The sequence below is a fragment of the Paenibacillus sp. 102 genome, assembly GCF_039549175.1.
Lineage (GTDB): Bacteria > Bacillota > Bacilli > Bacillales > Bacillaceae_G > Bacillus_A.
In genome coordinates this window covers 560,012-580,343 of the sequence record NZ_JBCGHT010000001.1, presented here as the reverse complement: position 1 = coordinate 580,343, position 20,332 = coordinate 560,012, and the positions used below count along the sequence as shown (strand labels likewise).

Annotated in this window: 22 protein-coding genes; 15 read left to right on the top strand and 7 right to left on the bottom strand. The window is 35.8% G+C overall.

The genetic code is table 11. The annotated features are described in order from the left end of the window. From spoVAEA to AAIE21_RS02995, 3 genes are all read left to right on the top strand, one after another. Window positions 1–579 (top strand): stage V sporulation protein SpoVABEA, encoded by a 579-nt coding sequence (gene spoVAEA / locus AAIE21_RS03005; RefSeq protein ID WP_343265396.1) that lies wholly within the window; start codon window positions 1–3, stop codon window positions 577–579. Continuing rightward, complete coding sequence (locus tag AAIE21_RS03000) at window positions 557–2,029, top strand: spore germination protein (RefSeq protein WP_343265395.1); 1,473 nt, start codon at window positions 557–559, stop codon at window positions 2,027–2,029. Before spoVAEA ends, AAIE21_RS03000 begins: the two co-directional genes overlap by 23 nt. Before the next feature lie 97 nt (window positions 2,030–2,126). After that, complete coding sequence (locus AAIE21_RS02995) at window positions 2,127–2,930, top strand: Cof-type HAD-IIB family hydrolase (protein ID WP_343265394.1); 804 nt, start codon at window positions 2,127–2,129, stop codon at window positions 2,928–2,930. 225 nt (window positions 2,931–3,155) lie between these two features. On the opposite strand, the gene AAIE21_RS02990 is transcribed toward AAIE21_RS02995, so the two are convergent. Beyond that, a complete protein-coding gene (locus AAIE21_RS02990; RefSeq protein ID WP_343265393.1) occupies window positions 3,156–4,022 on the bottom strand; it encodes a DUF1002 domain-containing protein in 867 nt (288 codons plus the stop codon). Between the two features lie 187 nt (window positions 4,023–4,209). Between AAIE21_RS02990 and AAIE21_RS02985 the strand changes: the two genes are divergently transcribed. Together AAIE21_RS02985 and AAIE21_RS02980 are read left to right on the top strand one after the other, a co-directional pair. Further along, on the top strand, window positions 4,210–4,647 hold the full coding sequence (locus AAIE21_RS02985; protein WP_343265392.1) for a peptidylprolyl isomerase: 438 nt from the start codon (window positions 4,210–4,212) through the stop codon (window positions 4,645–4,647). A 537-nt stretch (window positions 4,648–5,184) separates the two neighbouring features. After that, entirely contained in the window at window positions 5,185–5,550 is a 366-nt protein-coding gene (locus AAIE21_RS02980; RefSeq protein ID WP_343265391.1) for a GNAT family N-acetyltransferase, read from the top strand. 20 nt (window positions 5,551–5,570) lie between these two features. Here the strand turns inward: AAIE21_RS02980 and AAIE21_RS02975 are convergent, their stop codons facing one another. Together AAIE21_RS02975 and AAIE21_RS02970 are read right to left on the bottom strand one after the other, a co-directional pair. Continuing rightward, on the bottom strand, window positions 5,571–6,089 hold the full coding sequence (locus AAIE21_RS02975) for a DUF309 domain-containing protein (protein ID WP_343265390.1): 519 nt from the start codon (window positions 6,087–6,089) through the stop codon (window positions 5,571–5,573). A gap of 204 nt (window positions 6,090–6,293) precedes the next feature. Continuing rightward, window positions 6,294–6,389 (bottom strand): YjcZ family sporulation protein, encoded by a 96-nt coding sequence (locus tag AAIE21_RS02970; protein WP_000510192.1) that lies wholly within the window; start codon window positions 6,387–6,389, stop codon window positions 6,294–6,296. 168 nt (window positions 6,390–6,557) lie between these two features. Here AAIE21_RS02970 and AAIE21_RS02965 point away from each other — a divergent pair, with 168 nt between their 5' ends. From AAIE21_RS02965 to phnF, 6 genes are all read left to right on the top strand, one after another. After that, the gene (locus tag AAIE21_RS02965; protein WP_343265389.1) at window positions 6,558–7,295 is read left to right on the top strand and encodes a segregation/condensation protein A; all 738 of its coding nucleotides are present in this window, start codon (window positions 6,558–6,560) and stop codon (window positions 7,293–7,295) included. A 217-nt stretch (window positions 7,296–7,512) separates the two neighbouring features. Beyond that, the gene (gene scpB / locus AAIE21_RS02960) at window positions 7,513–8,088 is read left to right on the top strand and encodes an SMC-Scp complex subunit ScpB (RefSeq protein ID WP_343265388.1); all 576 of its coding nucleotides are present in this window, start codon (window positions 7,513–7,515) and stop codon (window positions 8,086–8,088) included. 75 nt (window positions 8,089–8,163) lie between these two features. After that, a complete protein-coding gene (locus AAIE21_RS02955; protein ID WP_343265387.1) occupies window positions 8,164–9,066 on the top strand; it encodes a ComEC/Rec2 family competence protein in 903 nt (300 codons plus the stop codon). Window positions 9,067–9,323: 257 nt separating this feature from the next. Beyond that, the gene (gene nagA / locus AAIE21_RS02950; protein ID WP_343265909.1) at window positions 9,324–10,466 is read left to right on the top strand and encodes an N-acetylglucosamine-6-phosphate deacetylase; all 1,143 of its coding nucleotides are present in this window, start codon (window positions 9,324–9,326) and stop codon (window positions 10,464–10,466) included. A 4-nt stretch (window positions 10,467–10,470) separates the two neighbouring features. After that, window positions 10,471–11,259, top strand: a complete 789-nt coding sequence (gene nagB / locus AAIE21_RS02945; protein WP_343265386.1) for a glucosamine-6-phosphate deaminase — start codon at window positions 10,471–10,473, stop codon at window positions 11,257–11,259. Further along, window positions 11,189–11,920 (top strand): phosphonate metabolism transcriptional regulator PhnF, encoded by a 732-nt coding sequence (gene phnF, locus AAIE21_RS02940; RefSeq protein WP_343265385.1) that lies wholly within the window; start codon window positions 11,189–11,191, stop codon window positions 11,918–11,920. The genes nagB and phnF overlap by 71 nt, the downstream gene beginning before the upstream one ends. A gap of 74 nt (window positions 11,921–11,994) precedes the next feature. On the opposite strand, the gene AAIE21_RS02935 is transcribed toward phnF, so the two are convergent. Continuing rightward, window positions 11,995–12,813, bottom strand: coding sequence for an HAD family hydrolase (locus AAIE21_RS02935; RefSeq protein ID WP_343265384.1), 819 nt, complete (start codon window positions 12,811–12,813; stop codon window positions 11,995–11,997). Window positions 12,814–12,978: 165 nt separating this feature from the next. Between AAIE21_RS02935 and glcT the strand changes: the two genes are divergently transcribed. From glcT to ptsP, 4 genes are all read left to right on the top strand, one after another. Then, entirely contained in the window at window positions 12,979–13,827 is an 849-nt protein-coding gene (glcT, locus tag AAIE21_RS02930) for a glucose PTS transporter transcription antiterminator GlcT (RefSeq protein ID WP_343265383.1), read from the top strand. Window positions 13,828–14,163: 336 nt separating this feature from the next. Continuing rightward, window positions 14,164–16,227, top strand: coding sequence for a PTS glucose transporter subunit IIABC (gene ptsG / locus AAIE21_RS02925; protein ID WP_343265382.1), 2,064 nt, complete (start codon window positions 14,164–14,166; stop codon window positions 16,225–16,227). Between the two features lie 134 nt (window positions 16,228–16,361). Further along, entirely contained in the window at window positions 16,362–16,625 is a 264-nt protein-coding gene (gene ptsH / locus AAIE21_RS02920; RefSeq protein ID WP_002014900.1) for a phosphocarrier protein HPr, read from the top strand. Next, complete coding sequence (gene ptsP / locus AAIE21_RS02915; protein ID WP_343265381.1) at window positions 16,625–18,337, top strand: phosphoenolpyruvate--protein phosphotransferase; 1,713 nt, start codon at window positions 16,625–16,627, stop codon at window positions 18,335–18,337. Before ptsH ends, ptsP begins: the two co-directional genes overlap by 1 nt. A 65-nt stretch (window positions 18,338–18,402) precedes the next feature. Here ptsP and AAIE21_RS02910 read toward each other — a convergent pair whose 3' ends face one another. The 3 genes from AAIE21_RS02910 to AAIE21_RS02900 all read right to left on the bottom strand — a co-directional run bounded on the left by AAIE21_RS02910 (window position 18,403) and on the right by AAIE21_RS02900 (window position 20,148). Beyond that, window positions 18,403–18,762 carry a DUF3915 family protein gene (locus AAIE21_RS02910; protein ID WP_343265380.1) on the bottom strand — a complete coding sequence of 120 codons (360 nt, stop codon included), beginning with the start codon at window positions 18,760–18,762 and terminating at the stop codon, window positions 18,403–18,405. 329 nt (window positions 18,763–19,091) lie between these two features. After that, entirely contained in the window at window positions 19,092–19,310 is a 219-nt protein-coding gene (locus tag AAIE21_RS02905) for a hypothetical protein (protein WP_241818008.1), read from the bottom strand. Between the two features lie 220 nt (window positions 19,311–19,530). Continuing rightward, window positions 19,531–20,148 (bottom strand): nitroreductase family protein, encoded by a 618-nt coding sequence (locus tag AAIE21_RS02900; protein WP_343265379.1) that lies wholly within the window; start codon window positions 20,146–20,148, stop codon window positions 19,531–19,533. Between the last annotated feature and the right edge of the window lie 184 nt (window positions 20,149–20,332).

Genomic DNA, 20,332 nt, shown 5'->3' with positions numbered 1-20,332 from the left:
ATGAGACGAAGGGTTATTTTGGTGACAGATGGAGATGAATATGCAAAGCGAGCAATTGAGCTGTTAACAAAAGAATTTGGCGGCCGATGTATTTCTGCATCGCAAAGCAATCCAACGAAATTGACAGGAAAGAAGATTGTGGAGCTTATTATGCAAACGCCATATGACCCTGTATTTGTCATGTTTGATGATAGTGGATTTATAGGAGAAGGTTCCGGTGAAAAGGCGTTAAAATATGTGGCAATGCATAAACAAATTGATGTTCTTGGTATTTTAGCCGTTGCATCTAATACACATCATTGGGAGTGGGCGCGTGTAGATGTCAGTGTAGATCGAGAAGGCAGATTAACAGAATACGGTGTTGATAAATTTGGACTTCCCGATGGTGAAATTGGCAGAATTAATGGAGATACAATTTATTGTTTAGATGAATTAAATGTCCCTGTCATTGTTGGGATTGGTGATATAGGGAAGATGTGTGGAAATGATGAATGGGAGCGAGGATCACCCATTACAAAGAAAGCAATTCAATTAATTTTAGAAAGAAGTGGGTTTTATGACGAAACAAAAGAAAGTTAATATCCCGATTTCTTCCTTCTTGAGTGATAATGAAAATTATTTGAAACAAACAGCTGGACTTGGCGTCACATTTGATGTCGGGATTCGTAAGTTTCAAATTCTTGATAAAGAAATCGGTGTATTATTTGTAAATGGATTGTGTGATACAAATTATATTATTCCAATTTTAGAAGAAATAGTTGATACAAATGAGATAAGGGATGTTGGTGAGAATACAGTAAAGCTTTTAGAAAATCGCCTTATTCATCAACAAGTAAGTAAAGTAAAAACGATGGATGAGGTAATGGTACAAGTTTTATCTGGTCTCGTGATTATTTTTGTAGAAGGTGAAACGGAAGCTTTTGTAATTGATGTCCGTAGTTATCCAGGCCGAACACCAACAGAGCCAGATACAGAAAAAGTAGTGCGCGGGGCAAGAGATGGTTTTGTGGAAAATATTGTTGTTAATACAGCATTGATAAGAAGACGTATTCGTGATCCGCGCTTGCGAAATGAAATTATTCGGGTTGGGGAGCGGTCACAAACGGATATTTGTATCACGTATGTTCAGGATGTTGCGAATCCAGATTTGGTAAAAATCATTAAGCAAGAGCTAGAGAGTATTGAAGTAGATGGAATTACAATGGCAGATAAAACGATTGAAGAGTTTCTGGTTAAACAAGGTTATAACCCTTTCCCGCTTATTCGTTATACAGAAAGACCGGATGTAGCGGCAAATCATTTATTAGAAGGGCACGTATTAGTTATTGTTGATACATCTCCAAGTGTGATGATTACACCAACAACTTATTTTCATCATGTACAGCATGCGGAAGAGTTTAGACAAAATCCCGCAGTTGGTACATTTTTACGATGGGTACGATTTGTTGGTATCTTATTTTCCCTATTTTTGATGCCTTTTTGGCTCGTGTTTGTTTTAGATCCAACGTTATTACCGGAAAAACTAGCTTTTATTGGACCGAATAAAATGACGCATTTACCTATTGTATTACAAATTATTATGGCAGATATTGGGCTCGAATTTTTAAGAATGGCATCGATTCATACGCCAACCCCTCTATCATCAGCTACCGGTTTAATTTCAGCGATTTTAATTGGACAAATTGCAATTGATGTTGGCTTATTTGTTCCAGAAGTTATTTTATATACAGCTGTTGCGATGATTGGAATATATGCAACACCGAGTTATGAATTAGGACTCGGAAATAAACTAGGAAGATTATTCGTAATTATTTTAACCGGTTTATTTCATGAAATAGGATTTATTGTTGGAATGACAATGTTAATCTTATTTTTAACATCTATTAAAAGTTTACAAACACCGTATTTATGGCCGTTTCTACCGTTTGATTGGGGCGCATTAACGAAAATTTTGTTACGTCCAACTATGTCTAGTTTAAAAGTACGTCCAAGCATTGTACATCCACAAAATATACGTAGACAAAAATAAGCAGGATTATGTCCCTGCTTATTTTTTTTATTATAATTTTATTGTTTTTTAACAAAAACACAACATTTTTTTCGTACACTTAGAGTAGAAATTGTGTATGAAAGGGGAAGAGAGCATGATTAAATTATTTGTAAGTGATTTAGACGATACACTTGTTTATAATGTGAGCCATATTCATAAGGAAGATGAAAAAGCACTTTGTTGGTTAGCCGAGAAAGGGACAAATATTTGCTTTGCTTCTGGCCGTTTTACACATAGAATTCACGATGCGGTTAGAAGATTCGCATTTCCATATTATACGACGGGTTTAAATGGAGCTACGATGTTACTACCAAACGGACAAATATTTCATGAATCGAAATTTGATGGTGGAGTTGCCCAGGAAATATATCGATATATACATGAAAAAAGACTAGCAGATATTGTTTGTGCGAAAGAGCAGAGATATACGAAGAAGAAAAATGAACATCACCATGTTTTTGAAGAATATATGGGTGTGCATATCGCTGAAATAGAAACATTAGAAGAAGAATTTGGTAAAACAGTCCATCCTGCAAAGTTATTTGTGTATGGAGAAGCAGAAAAGATTGTGACATTAGATCAAGAGCTAAGAGAAACTTTTCATGAGCAAGCTGAAATTTTTATTTCTGGAAAAGGCTATGTGGATATTATGCCGATGGGTGTTAGTAAAGGAAGTGCTTTAAAACGTTTGATAGAACACTTAAAGATTGAGGCGCATGAAGTTGCGTGTATCGGTGATTCTTTCAATGATATTTCCATGTTTGCAGTAACGCCGCATTCTTTTACTCTTCATCATGCGCACCCGTATGTGAAGGGGAAAGCGAGCCATGTGGTTCGTTCTGTAGAAGAAGCCATTATGAAGTTACCTTTGCTTATATAATATATAAATCCATTTTGATTTTTTAGCATATTAGTCGCAGCTATGACAACCAAAAGAAGTATCCGCTCATTTCTTCTCTTTGTTTTCACATAGAATGGTGCTAAAAAAGATTCTGATCGCTTCTATGCATAGGCGGATGATCTCGCCCACCTAAAAAGAAGAGGGTTTATATCGTTTTTAAATTTGGATGTAATAAGAAAAAGCTCGCCAATGACGAGCTTTTTCTTATTTAAATAATGATTTAATAAAATCAATGATACTAGAGAAGAAATCTTTTACTTTATCTAGGAATCCTTGTCCTTCTTCAGATCCTAAGAACGCTGAAACATGTTCTTTCGCTTTATTTAATTGACTACCAACTTGGTTCCAGTCAATATTTAAATTTTTCATTTTATCAAATAATGAAACTAAGCTATCTAATTGCTCATCCGTTAGTGTAATACCAAGTTGATCAGCAATCTTTTTAATTAGCGCACGTAAATCCTCTGTTGTTTGCGGTTGCTCCTTAGCAATTTCTTCTTTTACTTTTGCGACAAGTTGAACAGCTTTTTCATCACCAATTTTGTCACCAAGTTTTGCAGTTTGTACCATTTCTTCATTAGCTATTTTTTTTACTTCTTCAGGAATTTCTTTTTTCGATGTTGTTTCGTAAGCTTTCATTAAGCCTGTTAAAGCAGCTGTTCCGGATACTTTAAATGGCGCAGTGATATGGATTTCCGCATCCTTCACACCGGCTGTAATGAGTGCGTTTGTATACATTGCATCTGTTACCCAATTAATGTTTTTCGCACGTACAATGAGACCAGATCCCGGCTTTGTGTACGTAATCATAGAAGAGGAAATAGCTCTCGTACCAATTTGTGCTTTGGGTACAATACCTTCTAAAAATTTATGTTCTTCCGCATTAGAGACAGTAATAATTTGCGCATCTTTTGGCGCTTTCATTTCTTTCAAAAGATCTTGTTTTTGTTGTTCAGATAAACTTTCTCCTAATGTAACGATTGATTCTCCCTCAATCACGTCTGCAAATGAAGCTGTTGGGATCATAAGTACCGTAACAGCTAGTAGCAGAGCTAATAGTTTCGTTTTCACGAAAAATCGCTCCCTTTCTCTTTCTGGAATTTGCGGGCAACACAGTAATTATAGTATATTTTAAAAATTTGTCATCTGTCTTCTTGCTGATTTTAAAAAAGAAGTATACAGATTGTCGGATTCTTTTTGTTTCTGGGCATGAATATGGTAATATAGTGCTGAGATAGTTGAAAGGAGACATATACGTATGAAAACTTTAGGATACATATTAATGGAGAATGGTGAAAAAATCGAATTAGAATTTTTCCCAGAAGAAGCACCGAAAACAGTTGAAAACTTTAAAAAATTAGCAGAGCAAGGATTTTATAACGAGGTTACATTTCACCGCGTGATTCCTGGTTTCGTAAGCCAGGGGGGAGATCCAACAGGAACAGGTGCAGGCGGTCCTGGCTACTCTATTCCATGTGAAACTGATGGGAATCCTCAGCGACATGTAGTTGGATCACTTTCTATGGCACATGCTGGCCGTAATACAGGTGGTAGCCAATTCTTTATCGTTCATGAACCACAACCACATTTAGATGGTGTACATACTGTATTTGGTAAAGTGACAAGCGGTATTGAAACAGTATTAAACATGCGTCAAGGCGATGTAATGAAAGAAGTTAAAGTTTGGGAAGAGTAAGTGAAAGAGAGCAATCTAGCTCTCTTTTTTTGTATCTATTTGTATGGAAAATGATCTTGGCTATTATCAGTTTAAGATGTTTCCTCTACAATTAACCTGAACAAGGAAGAGCAGTTTTTTACGCTATAAAGAGGAATTAACGATAGTTGTGCAGTAAATGATAATGTAGAGAATAAAGTTATTATACGAAGAACTAGTTTTTGTAAACATACATAGGATATAGTAAAATTCTTTATAGGCGTTATCATTGAATTGTACTCAATTTCTACCTTTTGTTTAATTTGGTATGGGGCAGGAAAAGGTTTTTGACCGTTTCTATGGATGAACGGATGCTCTCATCCCACCTAAAAGAGAAAAATTTCATGTCGCTTTTCAAATGTATATGTAGTTGACTTTCCTAAACTCTCTTTGTATGATTATCAAGTTGTTTTGGCAGCCCTTCTCACTATAGTGAAAATATTGTAGAATGGATATGATGTAGAAATAGTGGTAGAGGGGATACATGGTTTGTAACTTTTGTAAGAAGGGATAAGGTTTATGTTAATTCGTTTTAAAAAAAGTTATGAAAAAATTGCAATGGGGCTACTTTCTTTTATGCCGGCTGAAAAAAACGTAAAAACTTTACAATTAACGATGAAAGAATATGATAAAAACGATAGTTGGCAACTGTATTTGTGGAAACAAAATGATGATTTTGTTGGGATAGTTGGAGTTATCAATGAAGAAAATGTATTAGAGATTCAACATCTTAGTGTGAATCCATCTCATCGTCACATGGGGATTGGTACGAAGATGGTACAAGAATTAAAAAATAAGTTTCAAGGTGTTACGATTTGTGGTAATGAACAAACTGCTAGTTTTTGCGAAAAGTGTAAGGAAGTTGAACAGAATATACATTCATGAAAGCAGAGATAGGAACCATATCATCTCTGCTTTCTCTTTTTTAGTTGCTCATTTCGTTCGGCGATTACATCATGTCTGTCACGTAATTTATGTTTATGGACAATGTACTCAGTAGTTAGCAAATGAGCATCTTTCCAAGGTATCATTTTTTCTGTACACAATTGCAAGCATGTGTTTTCTAAAGAAGAATCTGAAAAAGGCAAAAATACAGGCGTAAAGGGTTCTTTCGCTTGAATAACCTGTAATTGTTTTTGCAAAATAGTTAAAAGTTTTGAGTGATCAAGACCTAATTTGTGTACTTGTTTACTTTCTTTTTTTAAAATAGCAATGGCGCTTTTCATCATTCGTATTGAACCATTCCAATTCGAGCGTCTATGATGGTATAAAGAAACTGCTATTTGAATAAAACCAACCCAGTAGTTGTCACGTTCTCCTCGTGGTTTTAATTTCCAATATTCTTCTAGTACTTCGTGACATTCAAAGTAATCATAATCTCCATGAAAATGAATTAAAAACTGTATGTATGCAGTAGGATACATTTTTTTCTCTCCTATCTAAACGGTCTTATGTACAGTGTATCATGAAGCGAAACTATAATGTGAGTAGGGGAGAGTTCTAAAGCCTTTATTTTTTAGGGCTGTGAGATAAAATGAACCTTTAATTAGTTGGGGTCTTACTGCCCGCAAATAGTGGAATAAATAATAAACGACTAGAGAATCTCTAGCCGTTTATTATATTCTGCATTAGCAGAAGCAAGCCGCGCCCACAATAATTAATAAGATAAAGAGCACAACAAGTAAAGCGAAACCGCCGTTAAAACCACAATCAACATGGCCCATAGTTTTTAACCTCCTACATTGAACTTACTACACTTTTATCATATGAAGGGGTGGGCATTGTTGCATGGGCAGATGTCTATTTTCAACTAAATTTATTAAAAAGGTTGGATAGAACATAAGTATGCTCTATACTTATGGTGTTATAGAAAATATGTGGTGGGATGCTTTGTGCAATATAATTTTAAAGTAGAGGCTTTTGAAGGGCCTTTAGATCTATTGTTACATTTAATTCATCGTTATGAAATTGATATATATAATATTCCTGTAGCGGAAATTACAGAGCAATATTTATCTTATATTCATACGATGAAAGACTTGCAATTGGATGTTGCAAGTGAATATTTGGTAATGGCTGCAACGCTATTGCAAATTAAAAGTAAAATGCTGTTACCGAAACAAGAGGAAGATGTACCTGATAATGGTGAAGACTTTATAGATGATCCCCGTCAAGAGTTGATGGAGCGGTTAATTGAATATAAAAAATATAAACAAGTTGCTACTGAATTAAAAGAGAGAGAACAAGAAAGAGCGCAACTTTATACACGTCCACCAATCGATTTTGCATCGTTTCAGCAAGAAGAGGAGACAAGCTTACCTCTAGATGTCACATTGTATGATATGTTAGCAGCATTTCAAAAACTTATGCGTCGAAAAAAATCAAAGCGTCCAGTAACAACGCGAATTACTCGTCAAGAAATACCGATTGAACAACGTATGAGTGATATTTTACAGCAATTAGAAACAGCGAAAGGACGTCAAAGCTTTTATGATTTATTTGTTGATGAAGAGCGTGAAGTAATGGTAGTAACGTTTTTAGCCGTACTCGAACTTATGAAAAATCAACAAATTATTATTGAGCAAGAACACAATTTTGATGAAATCTTTTTGGTTCGCTCTAAAGCTTAGTAAAACTCCAATTTCAGGAGTGTGAGGAAAACTAGCAGCAAGTATTTGATTAATCAGAATGCATGATCAGTGGAAATAACTCCCGCTGATCATACATAGTTTTACATGATTTGGTTTGGAACAATAGAAGGAATGTTGGACCGAGCGCAATATACTGTGATTCGGTTTTTGTCGTGGATATTTTTGCACGGAAAGATATAAGAAAGGAGATTGTATGTTGGATAGAAAAGAACAGATGGCGATTATTGAGGGGCTTTTATTTGTTGCGGGTGATGAAGGGATTTATCCCGAACAAATTGCAAAAGTACTTGAAATTGAAGTGAAAGATGTAATTCAGATTATCGAGGAAATGCAAAAGGAAAGCGAAGGGATGCAGCGAGGATTGCAAATTGTACAATTTGCAAAAGTGTATCGTCTTGCTACCAAAAAAGAACATGCGTCTTATTATCAAAAATTAATGGATACACCAACAGCAGCATCTCTTTCCCAGGCCGCTCTTGAAACATTGGCGATTGTTGCTTATCGTCAGCCAATTACAAGAACTGAAATGGAAGAGATTCGAGGTGTGAAAACGGATCGAGCATTGCAAACATTGGTATCGCACTTACTTATAAAAGAAACAGGCCGAGCAGAAGGTCCAGGGCGCCCTATTTTATATGGCACGACGAAAGAGTTCTTAGATACGTTTGGGCTTCAAACATTAGATGATTTACCAAGCCTTTCTGAAGAAAATGAACAAATGAATGAAGCAGACTTATTCTTTGGTTCTTTGCAAGAACTGTCAAAATCGTAGCTTAGCACATTGCTAAGCTTTTTTTGTATATGAAATACGCCTCGTGCCATACTAAATGAAAAAAGGAGACAAATTATGAAAGGTGTACGGAATATTCTATTGCTAGTTTCTGTTTTATTATGTTTTTCATTAAACAGCACATCTGCCAAAAGATATATGACGTCTGTTCATACTGCGTCCTCTTTTTCGATGCAACGTCCGTATTTAGGGAGAATGAAAGTAAGTTTTTTTAATGTAGGACAAGGTGATGCCACACTTATTATTTTTCCTAATGGTCAAACAATGTTAATTGATGGAGGACCTTATGAGGCTGGAGAGGTAATCATTCAAAAATTAGTTGAAAAGGGAATTAACCATCTAGACGTTGTTGTAGGAACTCATCCGGATATGGATCATATAGGCGGGCTTATACCAATTATAGAACAAATGCCAGTGTCACTTGTATTAGATAGCGGCAAAACTTATAGTTCTTTTACATATCATACGTATCGGAACAATATTAAAAAGAGGGGTATTCCGTTTGTTCGTGTAAAACAAGGACAGCATATCCCATTAGATCCCAAAGTTTCAATTCAAGTTTTAAATAATGGAAAGTCAAAGGATGAAAATAATGAATCATCAATTGTTTTAAAAGTTCGATATGATAAAGCGGATTTTTTGTTAATGGGAGATGCGGATATACAAACTGAAAAGAAAATAATAAAGCAGTATGATGTACATGCAGATGTTTTAAAAGTAGGTCATCATGGTTCGTATACGTCAACTAGTGAAGAGTTTTTAGAAAAGGCAAGCCCTCAATTCGCTATTCTTTCTTATGACAAAAAAAATCCATATGGGCATCCGCATCAAAGTGTAGTCAAAAGGTTAAAGAGACATGGTGTGATGACATATACAACGGATAAACAAACGGTAGAAATTGAAACAGATGGAGAGCATATTGTAATGTGGTCTAATTTGCCACTTCCGTTGTTAAAGTGAATTATTATTATTTATTTGTGGATAATCAAAATTTAAATATGGAATCGTTACTAAACTTCATAAAAGGTTCACTGTCTCCTTTTGGAAAAAGTGAATAATATATATTATAATTAGAGAAAAGTAAATTTCCTTTTTGGATTATAAAAAAGGAAATTTACTTCTAATGTATAGACAACTACTCGTGTATATATTAAGATGGAAATAGGCAAATAGGTAATAATAACAAGTAGGTATTTCATGGGAAAGGATCGATGAAAATGAAAACGCAAGTTGTCATCAATGCCAAAATTTATACAGGTCACGAAGTAATGGAAAGTGGATTTATTCGTTACGCAGAAAAAATTGAAGAAATTGGTTTGATGGCTCAATATGTATCACAAGAAAATGAAACTATTTTTGATGCAGAAGGAAAAATTGTGATTCCAGGTATGATCGATGTTCATATTCATGGTGGATACGATATTGATGCGATGGATGCAAATAGCGATGGATTGGTAACTCTTGGTAAAGAAATGTTAAAAGAAGGGGTTACAACTTACTTCCCAACAACAATGACACAAGCTCCAGAAGCGATTGAAGCGGCTTTAAGTGCTGCAAAAGAAGCAAAAGAAAAAGGAGCACATTTTGAATATATTCATTTAGAAGGACCATATGTTTCAAAAAAACGTGCAGGAGCACAGCCACTTGAGCATATCGTCCCTGCGGATATTGAACAATTTAAACAATGGCAAGAAGCAAGCGGTAATTTAATTAAATTAGTAACGTATGCACCAGAAGAAGAGGGTGCGGTAGAGTTTGAACGGTATCTTGCTGAAACTGGTGTTGTTGGTACAATAGGGCATACAGATGCAATTGATGCACAATTAAAAAATAGAAACATTACACATGCTACACACTTATACAATCAAATGCGTGGTTTACATCACCGTGAACCGGGTGTTGTCGGTCATGTATTACTGAACCCGGATGTAATGGTTGAAGTTATTACAGATGGTATTCACATTCACCCAGACATGGTGAAATTGGCATATAAATTAAAAGGTCCTAAAAAAGTAAGTGTCATTACTGATGCGATGCGTGCAAAAGGCTTAGAAGACGGATTATATGAACTTGGTGGACAGCCTGTACACGTAAAAGATGGCAGTGCTCGTTTAGAAGACGGAACGTTAGCGGGTAGTATCTTGAAAATGGATCAAGCGTTCCGAAATGTAATTGAATTTACAGGATGTTCTGTTGAAGATGCTGTTCTGATGACATCAGTTAACCAAGCGGAAGAATTTGGATTAACGACTAAAGGTGTATTAGCAGCAGGGAAAGATGCAGACTTTGTTGTCATGACTGAAGATTTACATGTATATGATACAGTTCGATTAGGAATTCATATGAAGGAAGGGAAGTAAATAGATGAATATTCTTGTTGTAAAAACTCCAGAAGAATTAGCAGAAGCAGGTTATAAATTAATTGAAGAAGTTGTAAAATCAAAAGAAAATCCAACATTAGGAATGGCTACAGGAAGCTCTCCGCTTGGTATTTATGCAGAAATGCGAAAAAATAAACTTGATACAAGCTGTGTAACCACTGTAAACTTAGATGAGTACGTAAATTTACCACACGAAGATAAAAACAGCTATCATTACTTTATGCAAGAACAGTTGTTTAATCATCTTCCATTTAAAGAAACTTATGTACCAAATGGGATGGCAAGTGATTTAGAAGAAGAGTGCAAGCGTTATGAAGGCATTCTAACAGCTAACCCAGTTGACCTACAGATTCTTGGAATCGGTGAAAACGGTCACATCGGATTTAATGAGCCAGGAACAGCTTTTGATTCTCCAACTAACATTGTAGAATTAACAGAGTCTACACGCCAAGCAAACCTTCGTTTCTTCGAAAAAGAAGAAGATGTGCCAACTCATGCAATTACAATGGGGATTGGTAGTATTATGAAAGCGAAGCAAATTCTACTGGTTGCTATAGGACCGAAAAAAGCAGAAGCAATCAAAGAATTACTGCAAGGTGAGTATAGCGAAGCGTGTCCTGCTACAGTGCTGCAACGTCATCCGAATGTAACCGTAATTGCTGATCCAGAAGCTCTATCTTTATGCAGTGAGGCGATTGCTGATGAACATCGACAAGTATTCACCATTTCCGATCTATTATCAGATTCAAGAGTGGGTGAAACAGCTAATTGAGGACGGTGAATGGACGCCGGGAGATAAAATTCCATCTGAGAATGAACTTTGTGATAAGTTCGAAGTAAGTCGCATGACGATCAGACAGGCAATTAATAATTTAGTGGAACAAGGGTATTTATATCGAAAACGTGGAATTGGAACATTTGTTCAACTTCCAAAAGTGGAGCAGAAACTGCAAGGAATGACGGGATTTACAGAGGATATGCTTTCCCGTGGTATGAAACCAAGCAGTCAGTTATTAAGCTTCCGCCTAGTTCCAGCTACTGCTAAAATAGCAGACCGGCTTAGAATTCAAGAGGGGGAATCGGTATATGAAGTGAGGCGTATTCGCCTAGCTGATGATGAACCGATTGCCTTTGAGACGACATATTTGTCACCAACTCTTGTAAAAGATATTAACGAAGAAATTCTGCAACAATCTTTATACGAACATTTAGAGAAAAAGCTAGGCTTTAAACTTGTTCGTGCTACCCAAGCAATTGAAGCGTCAATTGCAACAGATGATGAAGCGGAACATCTGCATATACCTAAAAGAGCACCTGTGCTTGTAATGCGACAATGGTCATATTCAGAAGGTGAATTACCGTTAGAATACGTGAAATGTATTTATCGTGGTGATCGTTATAAGTTTATTACGAGTATTTCACGAAACAAGTAATATACTTCATTTTGTGAAATACAGTAAACTTTCGATCGATTAGGTATGTAAAGAAATAAAAATACGACTCATCCTTATATGGAGTGAGTCGTATTTTTATTTTGTTTTGAATTGTAGGATAGAACGTGTTCGACAGCGTCTTTTACAGAGTCTACGACATAATGAGAATGCTCTTTTACTGCGTCATCTGCTTGGGTCATGGCAAAGCTATGAGGTGTTAGTGCGAACATTGGAATATCGTTATAAGAGTCACCAATACAAGCAATTTCCTCAGGTTTTATTTGGAATTCTTGTAATAAAACAGAGATCGCTGAGCCTTTACTAATATTGGGTGGCATAACGTCTAGGCACTGTTCGGCTGAAATAAAAGTACTGACTTTCCCATAGAATTGTTCGTCAATTTTTTTCTGAAGGGCTTGTAAGTCCTCTTTTGTGCCACCAACAGAAATTTTATTTGGGAAAATTGTGTCATCGATTTTTTGTAATAAGTTTGGTTCTTCAACAGAAGTCATCGTGACTTGTTTTTCAAGTTCATGGATAAAAGGTGTTTTTTCTTCGATATAATAATTATGTTCATCACTTACATAACGAAAATACGGTTCCTCTTTTGTTATAGCTAACAAGTCAGGTAAAATATTTGAATCGAATGTCGCTGACAATAGCTGTTTATTTTCATGTGTGTATACAAAGACACCGTTCACACTAATACGGTGAAAATGAGTACCAACCTCTTTCATTAAACCAGCAATCTCATTATCAAGCCTGCCAGAAGCGAAACAAAGAATTACATTTTGCTGTGCAAGATTGCGAAGGGCTGTAACATCTTGCTCATTAATAATACCGCCATGTTGCATCATTGTACCATCAATATCGCTTACAAACATTTTAATCATGTTGCGTTCTCCTTTCTATGTACATTTGCTCTTACATTATACGCAACTCATGCAATCATGTCTAAAAAATGACTTTTTCTAAAATGGTAGATGTTTTGCATTGACGAAAAAGAAGGATGTTCTGTAACATAAAAGCAGGCTATTTAAGTACGAGGGTGGTGTTCTATGAATAATTATCTAGAAATTAAAAAAGTTTTAAATAATAATGTCATCATTGCGAGCCATCCGGAACATGAGGAAGTAGTAGTGATTGGCAAGGGAATTGGGTTTGGAAAAAAAACAGGAGACGTGTTAGAAGCTGAACAAATCGAAAAAATGTTTGTTTTAAAAAATGAACGGGACCGTGAACAATATAAGCTTTTAGTGCCACATGTGAGCGAAAAGCTAATTGAACTCATGAACGATATTATGCTGTATATTCAAGAAAAAGCGCAGTCACCATTAAACGAACATATTCATATTGCTTTAACAGATCATATTTCTTTTGCAATTAAAAGACTGAAACAAGGCTTTACAATAGACAATCCTTTTTTAGTTGAAACAAAAATGCTGTACCCTGAAGAATATAAAATCGCTGAAGGAGTTGTACAACTTCTGAATTCGCGCTTACAAATTACATTACCAGAAGGGGAAATTGGCTTTATTGCACTTCATATTTATAGCTCGCTCACAAATTCTGATTTATCTTCTGTTAATCAAAACTCCCGTCTTATTGCACAGCTTGTTTCTTTAATTGAAACAAATCTACACCTTACATTAGATCCAGAAAGCATTCATTATTTGCGTCTTATTCGTCATTTGCAATATGCAATTGAACGAGTGAAAAAGGGAGAGAAGGTAGAAGAATCGCAAGGGTTTGCTGATTTGTTAAAAGAAGAGTATCCAGTTTGTTATAATTTAGCTTGGAAGCTTGTGAAGGTGATGCAAAAAGAATTACAGCTTCCTGTATATGAAGCGGAAAGTATTTATTTAACGATGCACTTGCAAAGATTAGTAAAAGCAGAGCACGTGTAAAAGACATATATTTTTGTCTAAAATGAAAACGTTAAAAAAAAGGATTGAATCGCTTACAATTGTTTTGTATAATAAGTCATGCAAAGTTATACAAAATTCGACAAACGAATTAAGGCAAATAACGAAAACGTTTGCTTTAAAATAGCGAACTTATACGTAAACCTATTTTTGACACGTGTTACTGATTCGATCAGGCATGAGTGGAGAAAAGTCAGGAATGTAAGCTAGAGAAAGGGACATACTACCCTTTGTATAGCTACCGTTCTATCTTTTTTTCCTCATGCCTTTTTGGCGTTTGTCGAAAAGTACAATATAGATATGAGAGGAAGGGTTTCCATGTTTAAGAAGATCTTCGGTGTTCTTCAAAAAGTCGGAAAAGCGCTTATGCTTCCAGTAGCGATTTTACCGGCAGCAGGTATTTTACTTGGATTTGGTAACGCGTTTCAAAATGAAACGTTAACAAATTTCATTCCTGCTTTAAAAGCAGATTGGTTTGTCATGGTTGCAAAAATCATGGAGCAATCTGGTGATATTATTTTCGCAAACCTAGCGTTATTATTCGCAGTTGGGGTAGCGATTGGTTTAGCGGGTGGAGACGGAGTAGCTGGATTAGCAGCGTTCGTTGGCTACTTAATTATGAACAAAACGATGAGTGTTTTCTTAGAAGTAGACAAGCTAGTAAAAGTAACAAGTACTGGATCTGATCCGATTAAAATCGGCTTTGCAGATCCTGCGTATGCGAATGTATTAGGGATCCCAACACTGCAAACAGGAGTATTTGGTGGTATTATCGTCGGGATATTAGCGGCATATTGCTATAATAAATACTTCAATATTGAATTGCCATCATACTTAGGATTCTTTGCAGGTAAACGTTTCGTACCGATTGCAACAGCAGCATTCTCTCTATTATTAGGGATTTTAATGTGTTTCATTTGGCCAACGATTCAAGGTGGTTTAAATACGTTCTCACATCAAATGATTGATGCAAACAAAACGTTAGCAGCATTTATTTTTGGATTAATTGAACGATCATTAATTCCATTTGGACTGCACCACATTTTCTATTCACCATTCTGGTTTGAATTTGGTCAATATACGAATGCAGCAGGCGAGTTAATTCGTGGTGACCAAAAAATCTTTATGGCACAGTTAAAAGACGGTGTAGAATTAACAGCTGGTACATTTACAACAGGTAAATATCCGTTCATGATGTTCGGTCTTCCAGCAGCAGCTTTAGCAATGTATCATGAAGCTCGTCCAGAAAATAAAAAATTGGCAGCTGGTATTTTAGGATCTGCTGCGTTAACATCTTTCTTAACAGGTATTACAGAACCACTTGAATTTTCATTCTTATTCGTTGCACCAGTATTATTCGGAATCCATGCTGTATTTGCTGGCTTATCGTTTATGACAATGCATATTTTAGGTGTTAAAATTGGGATGACATTCTCTGGTGGTTTAATTGACTTTATGTTATTCGGTGTACTTCAAAACCGTACACCATGGTGGTGGGTAATTGTTGTAGGTCTTATGCTTGCAGTTATTTACTACTTCGGATTCCGCTTTGCAATCCGTAAATGGGATTTAAAAACACCTGGTCGTGAAGTAACAACAGATACTGATGGCGCAGGAAAAACAGAAGCAGGCGAACTTCCACGTGAAGTATTAGTAGCGCTAGGTGGTAAAGAAAATATTGCTTCTTTAGATGCTTGTATTACACGTTTACGTGTTCAAGTTAACGAGCAAAAAAATGTAAACAAAGATCGTTTGAAAGAACTTGGGGCAGCGGGAGTACTTGAAGTTGGAAATAACATTCAAGCGATTTTTGGACCGAAATCTGACACATTAAAATCACAAATTCATGATATTATGTCAGGTCGCACGCCTCATATTGAAAAAGAAGAGCCTGTAAAAGTAGAAGAAACTGTACAAAAAGCTGATACAAATGAAACAATTGTATCTCCAATTGAAGGGAAACTCTTACCGATTACAGAAGTACCTGATCAAGTATTCTCAGGAAAAATGATGGGTGATGGATTTGCAATTGAGCCAACAGAAGGAACAGTAGTTTCTCCAGTTGACGGTGAGATTGTCAATGTATTCCCAACAAAACATGCTATTGGTATTCAATCTGAAGGTGGAAAAGAAATTTTAATTCACTTCGGTATTGATACTGTAAAATTAAATGGTGAAGGTTTTGAAGCGCTTGTTGCACAAGGTGATCAAGTGAAACAAGGACAACCTTTATTAAAAGTAGATCTAGCATTTGTAAAAGAAAATGCGCCATCTATTATTACACCAATTATTTTTACGAATTTAGGACAAGGGCAACAAGTTGAATTGAAAAAAGAAGGTAATGTCAAGAAAGGCGAAGCCGATATTATTGACATTCAGTAAGAAATTGACGCAAAATGTTTATAATTATAATAGGCGATGTGGTTGACCGGACATCGCCTATTATATACAATAGATGATGTAGTACTAACGTCTATACAACTAAAAAATACTGTATTTAAAGGAGATAGATTATTATGGAAAAAATCTTTAAAGTAACTAGTGACTCAGGAATTCATGCTCGTCCAGCAACTCTACTTGTAAACACTGCAAGCAAATTTGGTGCTGATATTAACTTAGAGTATAACGGTAAAAACGTTAACTTAAAATCAATCATGGGTGTTATGTCTTTAGGTATTCAACAAGGCGCAGAAATTAAAGTCACTGCAAATGGTGATGATGCAGCTCAAGCACTAGCAGCTATCGAAGAAACTATGAAAAACGAAGGATTAGGAGAATAATGACTCTTAACATTCAAGGGATCGCTGCATCAAGTGGGATTGCCATTGCGAAGGCTTTCAGACTTGAGAATCCTGAATTTAACATTGAAAAGAAAACGATTACGAACGAAGCTGCAGAAATTGCACGCTTAGACGCTGCGCTTGAGAAAGCAAAATCTGAATTAGAAGCAATTAAAGATCATGCTTTTGCTGAACTTGGTGCTGATAAAGCTGCTATCTTTGAGGCACATTTATTAGTACTAAATGATCCAGAACTAGTAAATCCAGTAAAAGATAAAGTAAATAATGAAAAAGTAAATGCTGAATTTGCAATGGATGAAGTTGCAACAATGTTCATTACTATGTTTGAAAACATGGATAACGAATATATGAAAGAACGTGCTGCGGATATCCGTGACGTAACGAAACGTGTTCTTGCACATTTACTAGGAATTAACTTCTCAAATCCAGGTACAATTTCTGAAGAAGTAATCATCATTGCTGAAGATTTAACACCATCTGATACAGCTCAGTTAAACCGTAAGTATGCAAAAGGTTTCACAACTGATATTGGCGGACGTACATCTCACTCTGCAATTATGGCTCGTTCTATGGAAATTCCAGCTGTTGTTGGTACGAAAGTTGTTATGGAGAAAATCCAAAACGGCGATATCGTAATTATCGACGGTTTAGATGGAGAAGTAATTGTAAACCCTTCTGAAGAAACGCTTCGCACTTTCGAAGATAAGAAAGCGAAATTCGAAGAACAAAAAGCTGAATGGGCGAAATTAAAAGATCAAGCAACAGTGACAAGCGATGGACATCATGTTGAGCTTGTTGCAAACATCGGAACACCAAATGATGTACAAGGTATTATTGACAATGGTGGAGAAGGCGTTGGTTTATACCGTACAGAATTCTTATACATGGGCCGTGACAATCTTCCAACAGAAGAAGAGCAGTTCGAAGCGTATAAAGCAGTTCTTGAAGGTGTAAAAGAAGGTCAACCAGTTGTTGTTCGTACACTTGACATTGGTGGAGATAAAGAACTTCCATACTTACAGTTACCAAAAGAAATGAACCCATTCTTAGGTTACCGTGCAATTCGCTTATGCCTTGAAGAGCAAGATGTGTTCCGTACACAACTTCGTGCATTACTTCGTGCTAGCGTATATGGTAATTTAAAAATTATGTTCCCAATGATTGCAACTCTTGATGAATTCCGTCAAGCAAAAGCAATTTTATTAGAAGAGAAAGAACGACTTGTTCAGGCTGGAACAACTGTTTCTAATGATATTGAAGTGGGTATGATGGTAGAAATCCCTGCTTCTGCAGTATTAGCTGATCAGTTTGCTAAAGAAGTTGATTTCTTCTCTATCGGAACAAACGACTTAATTCAATACACAATGGCTGCTGACCGTATGAATGAACGTGTATCTTACCTATACCAACCGTATAATCCATCTATTTTACGTCTTGTAAAAATGGTTATCGATGCTGCTCATAAAGAAGGAAAATGGGCTGGTATGTGTGGTGAGATGGCAGGAGATTCACTTGCAATCCCATTACTACTTGGATTAGGTTTAGATGAATTCAGTATGAGTGCAACATCTATCCTTCCTGCAAGAACACAACTAAGTAAGTTGTCAAAAGCACAAATGGAAGAATTAGCACAAAAAGCATTAACAATGTCAACTGCTGAAGAAGTTGTTGAATTAGTTAAAAGTATTTAATAGTAAAAAGAAAACCTGAGACCGATTTGAAATCGGTCTCAGGTTTTTTGTACAAGATTAAACTTCTAACAAATTGCAATTGCGATTATATCCTCTGGGCAAACACGTAATAATCCTTTAAAATCGTCTTTGTGTCTGTTATTATCACCTGAATCATGGTGATGATCTTTTCTGCAGTTATCCTTGGAGAAGAGAGCCACACCGCAGGAAAATCCTTCGAATACTACGTCACGGAACGTACCACAATCTTTCACTTTTAGAAGAGAAATTTTTGTTCCAATTGAAATGTTAATAAGGACATTACATAGTGATTTTCTATGAAAATCATCTTTTCTAGAATCATCGTTTCTAAAATCATCTTTTTTACACCCATCGTCAAAGTTACAACCTCTGAAGTCATCACGACCTCCAAAAGATCCAAACATAATTCTTCACCCCCTTCACACTTATAATGTATGTAAGTTCCATATGTGGTGATTGGACATAGCGTGGAATTTTTACTGGGATATTTTCTTATTTTAAATAACCAGATGGGTATTTGTTATTTAATGCTATTTGGATAAGGGCAAATGACAGGGGAAGATAGATTGCAACTTTTATTAGTGTTTTTTCTTTATTCAAGCATCGGAATTTTATAGGGAGTTATCCTGTATTCCTCATCTTTGAATCAACAAGAATCTTTAGGAGAGGTTTAACTATTCACGAATAACCGGATATATAGAAAAAGACACCTTCATTTATAACGAGGTATCCTTTACACTTTTTTACTTTTATATAAAACGATCGCATACACGGGAAGAGCTAACAGTAATGGTACGATAGATTGTGAGATATGTAGTCCTTCTTCTAGCTGTAGTGCTTTTTCTTTTGGAAATTGTAGCATTGTAATATTTGTGGCATCTCCAATAAAGTATAGAAGCAGCACAGTTACGGTATAGCTTAAAAATGCAATAAAGCTTCCATATGAATTCAATGAAAATCCCTCTCTTGTTATCTATTTGTTACCATTGTATCACAATTGTAACAAAAAAACACCCCTTATATTTCAATGTATAACAAAATTCGACAAAATACTGCGTTTTTGGAGGTGGAAGAGAAGTGAATTGCTATTTATATATGTTGGAATATTACAAAGAAATGACATAAAAACCGAAGGGAAACTCCCTTCGGTTTTTATGCTATTATGGGACTTTTCATTTTGCCCATTCAGTTACTTGTTCAACATCCATACGTGGTGCTGGGTGTCCTTTTAATGTAGATTCCCCAATTGTAATTAACATAATTGGTACATAGCGAGAAGAAACATTAAATTCATTCATTAGTGCTTGTGGATTAAAGCCACCGATTGCGCAAGTATCCCAACCAGTTGCCTTAGCTGCAAGCATAAGTTGCATTGCGGCTAGGGATGCATTAGAAAGGGCTGCATCTCGTGGATATTGTTCACGCGTATATGCAGATTCAATATTTTGTGCCAAACGTTCTTTTGCTTCTTCCTTCATAAATCCTCGCTCTACGATTGGCCCATATACAGGATCAATGTTTTTATTTGCTTCTAGGTCACCTAAAATAGCGACTACTGCAGAGGCATCAAGAATTTGTTGTTGATTATAAGCGATTGGATGTAAACGGCTTTGTACATCTTTACCTTGGAAAACAAGAAACTTCCAATGTTGTAAGTTCCAAGCTGACGGTGCTTGGCCAGCAGCTTTTAAAATTTCTTGTAATTCTTCTTTTGAAATTTCCTTTTCAGGATTGAATGCACGATTAGATGTTCGTTCATATAAAACAGTAAAAAAATCTTGCTGTGTCATAATATACCTCCAAGTTTTATGCGGATTTATAAAAAATACCATATGTAAAAAAACACTTACATTTTGTAAGTTATCACTGTAAAAGAATATAATATCTTTATTTTAATTGTCAAGTTGTTGAGAATAGAATAAAAAGGGGACATTCGTACAATCGCTATCATCCATGTAGTCATACAATAAAAAG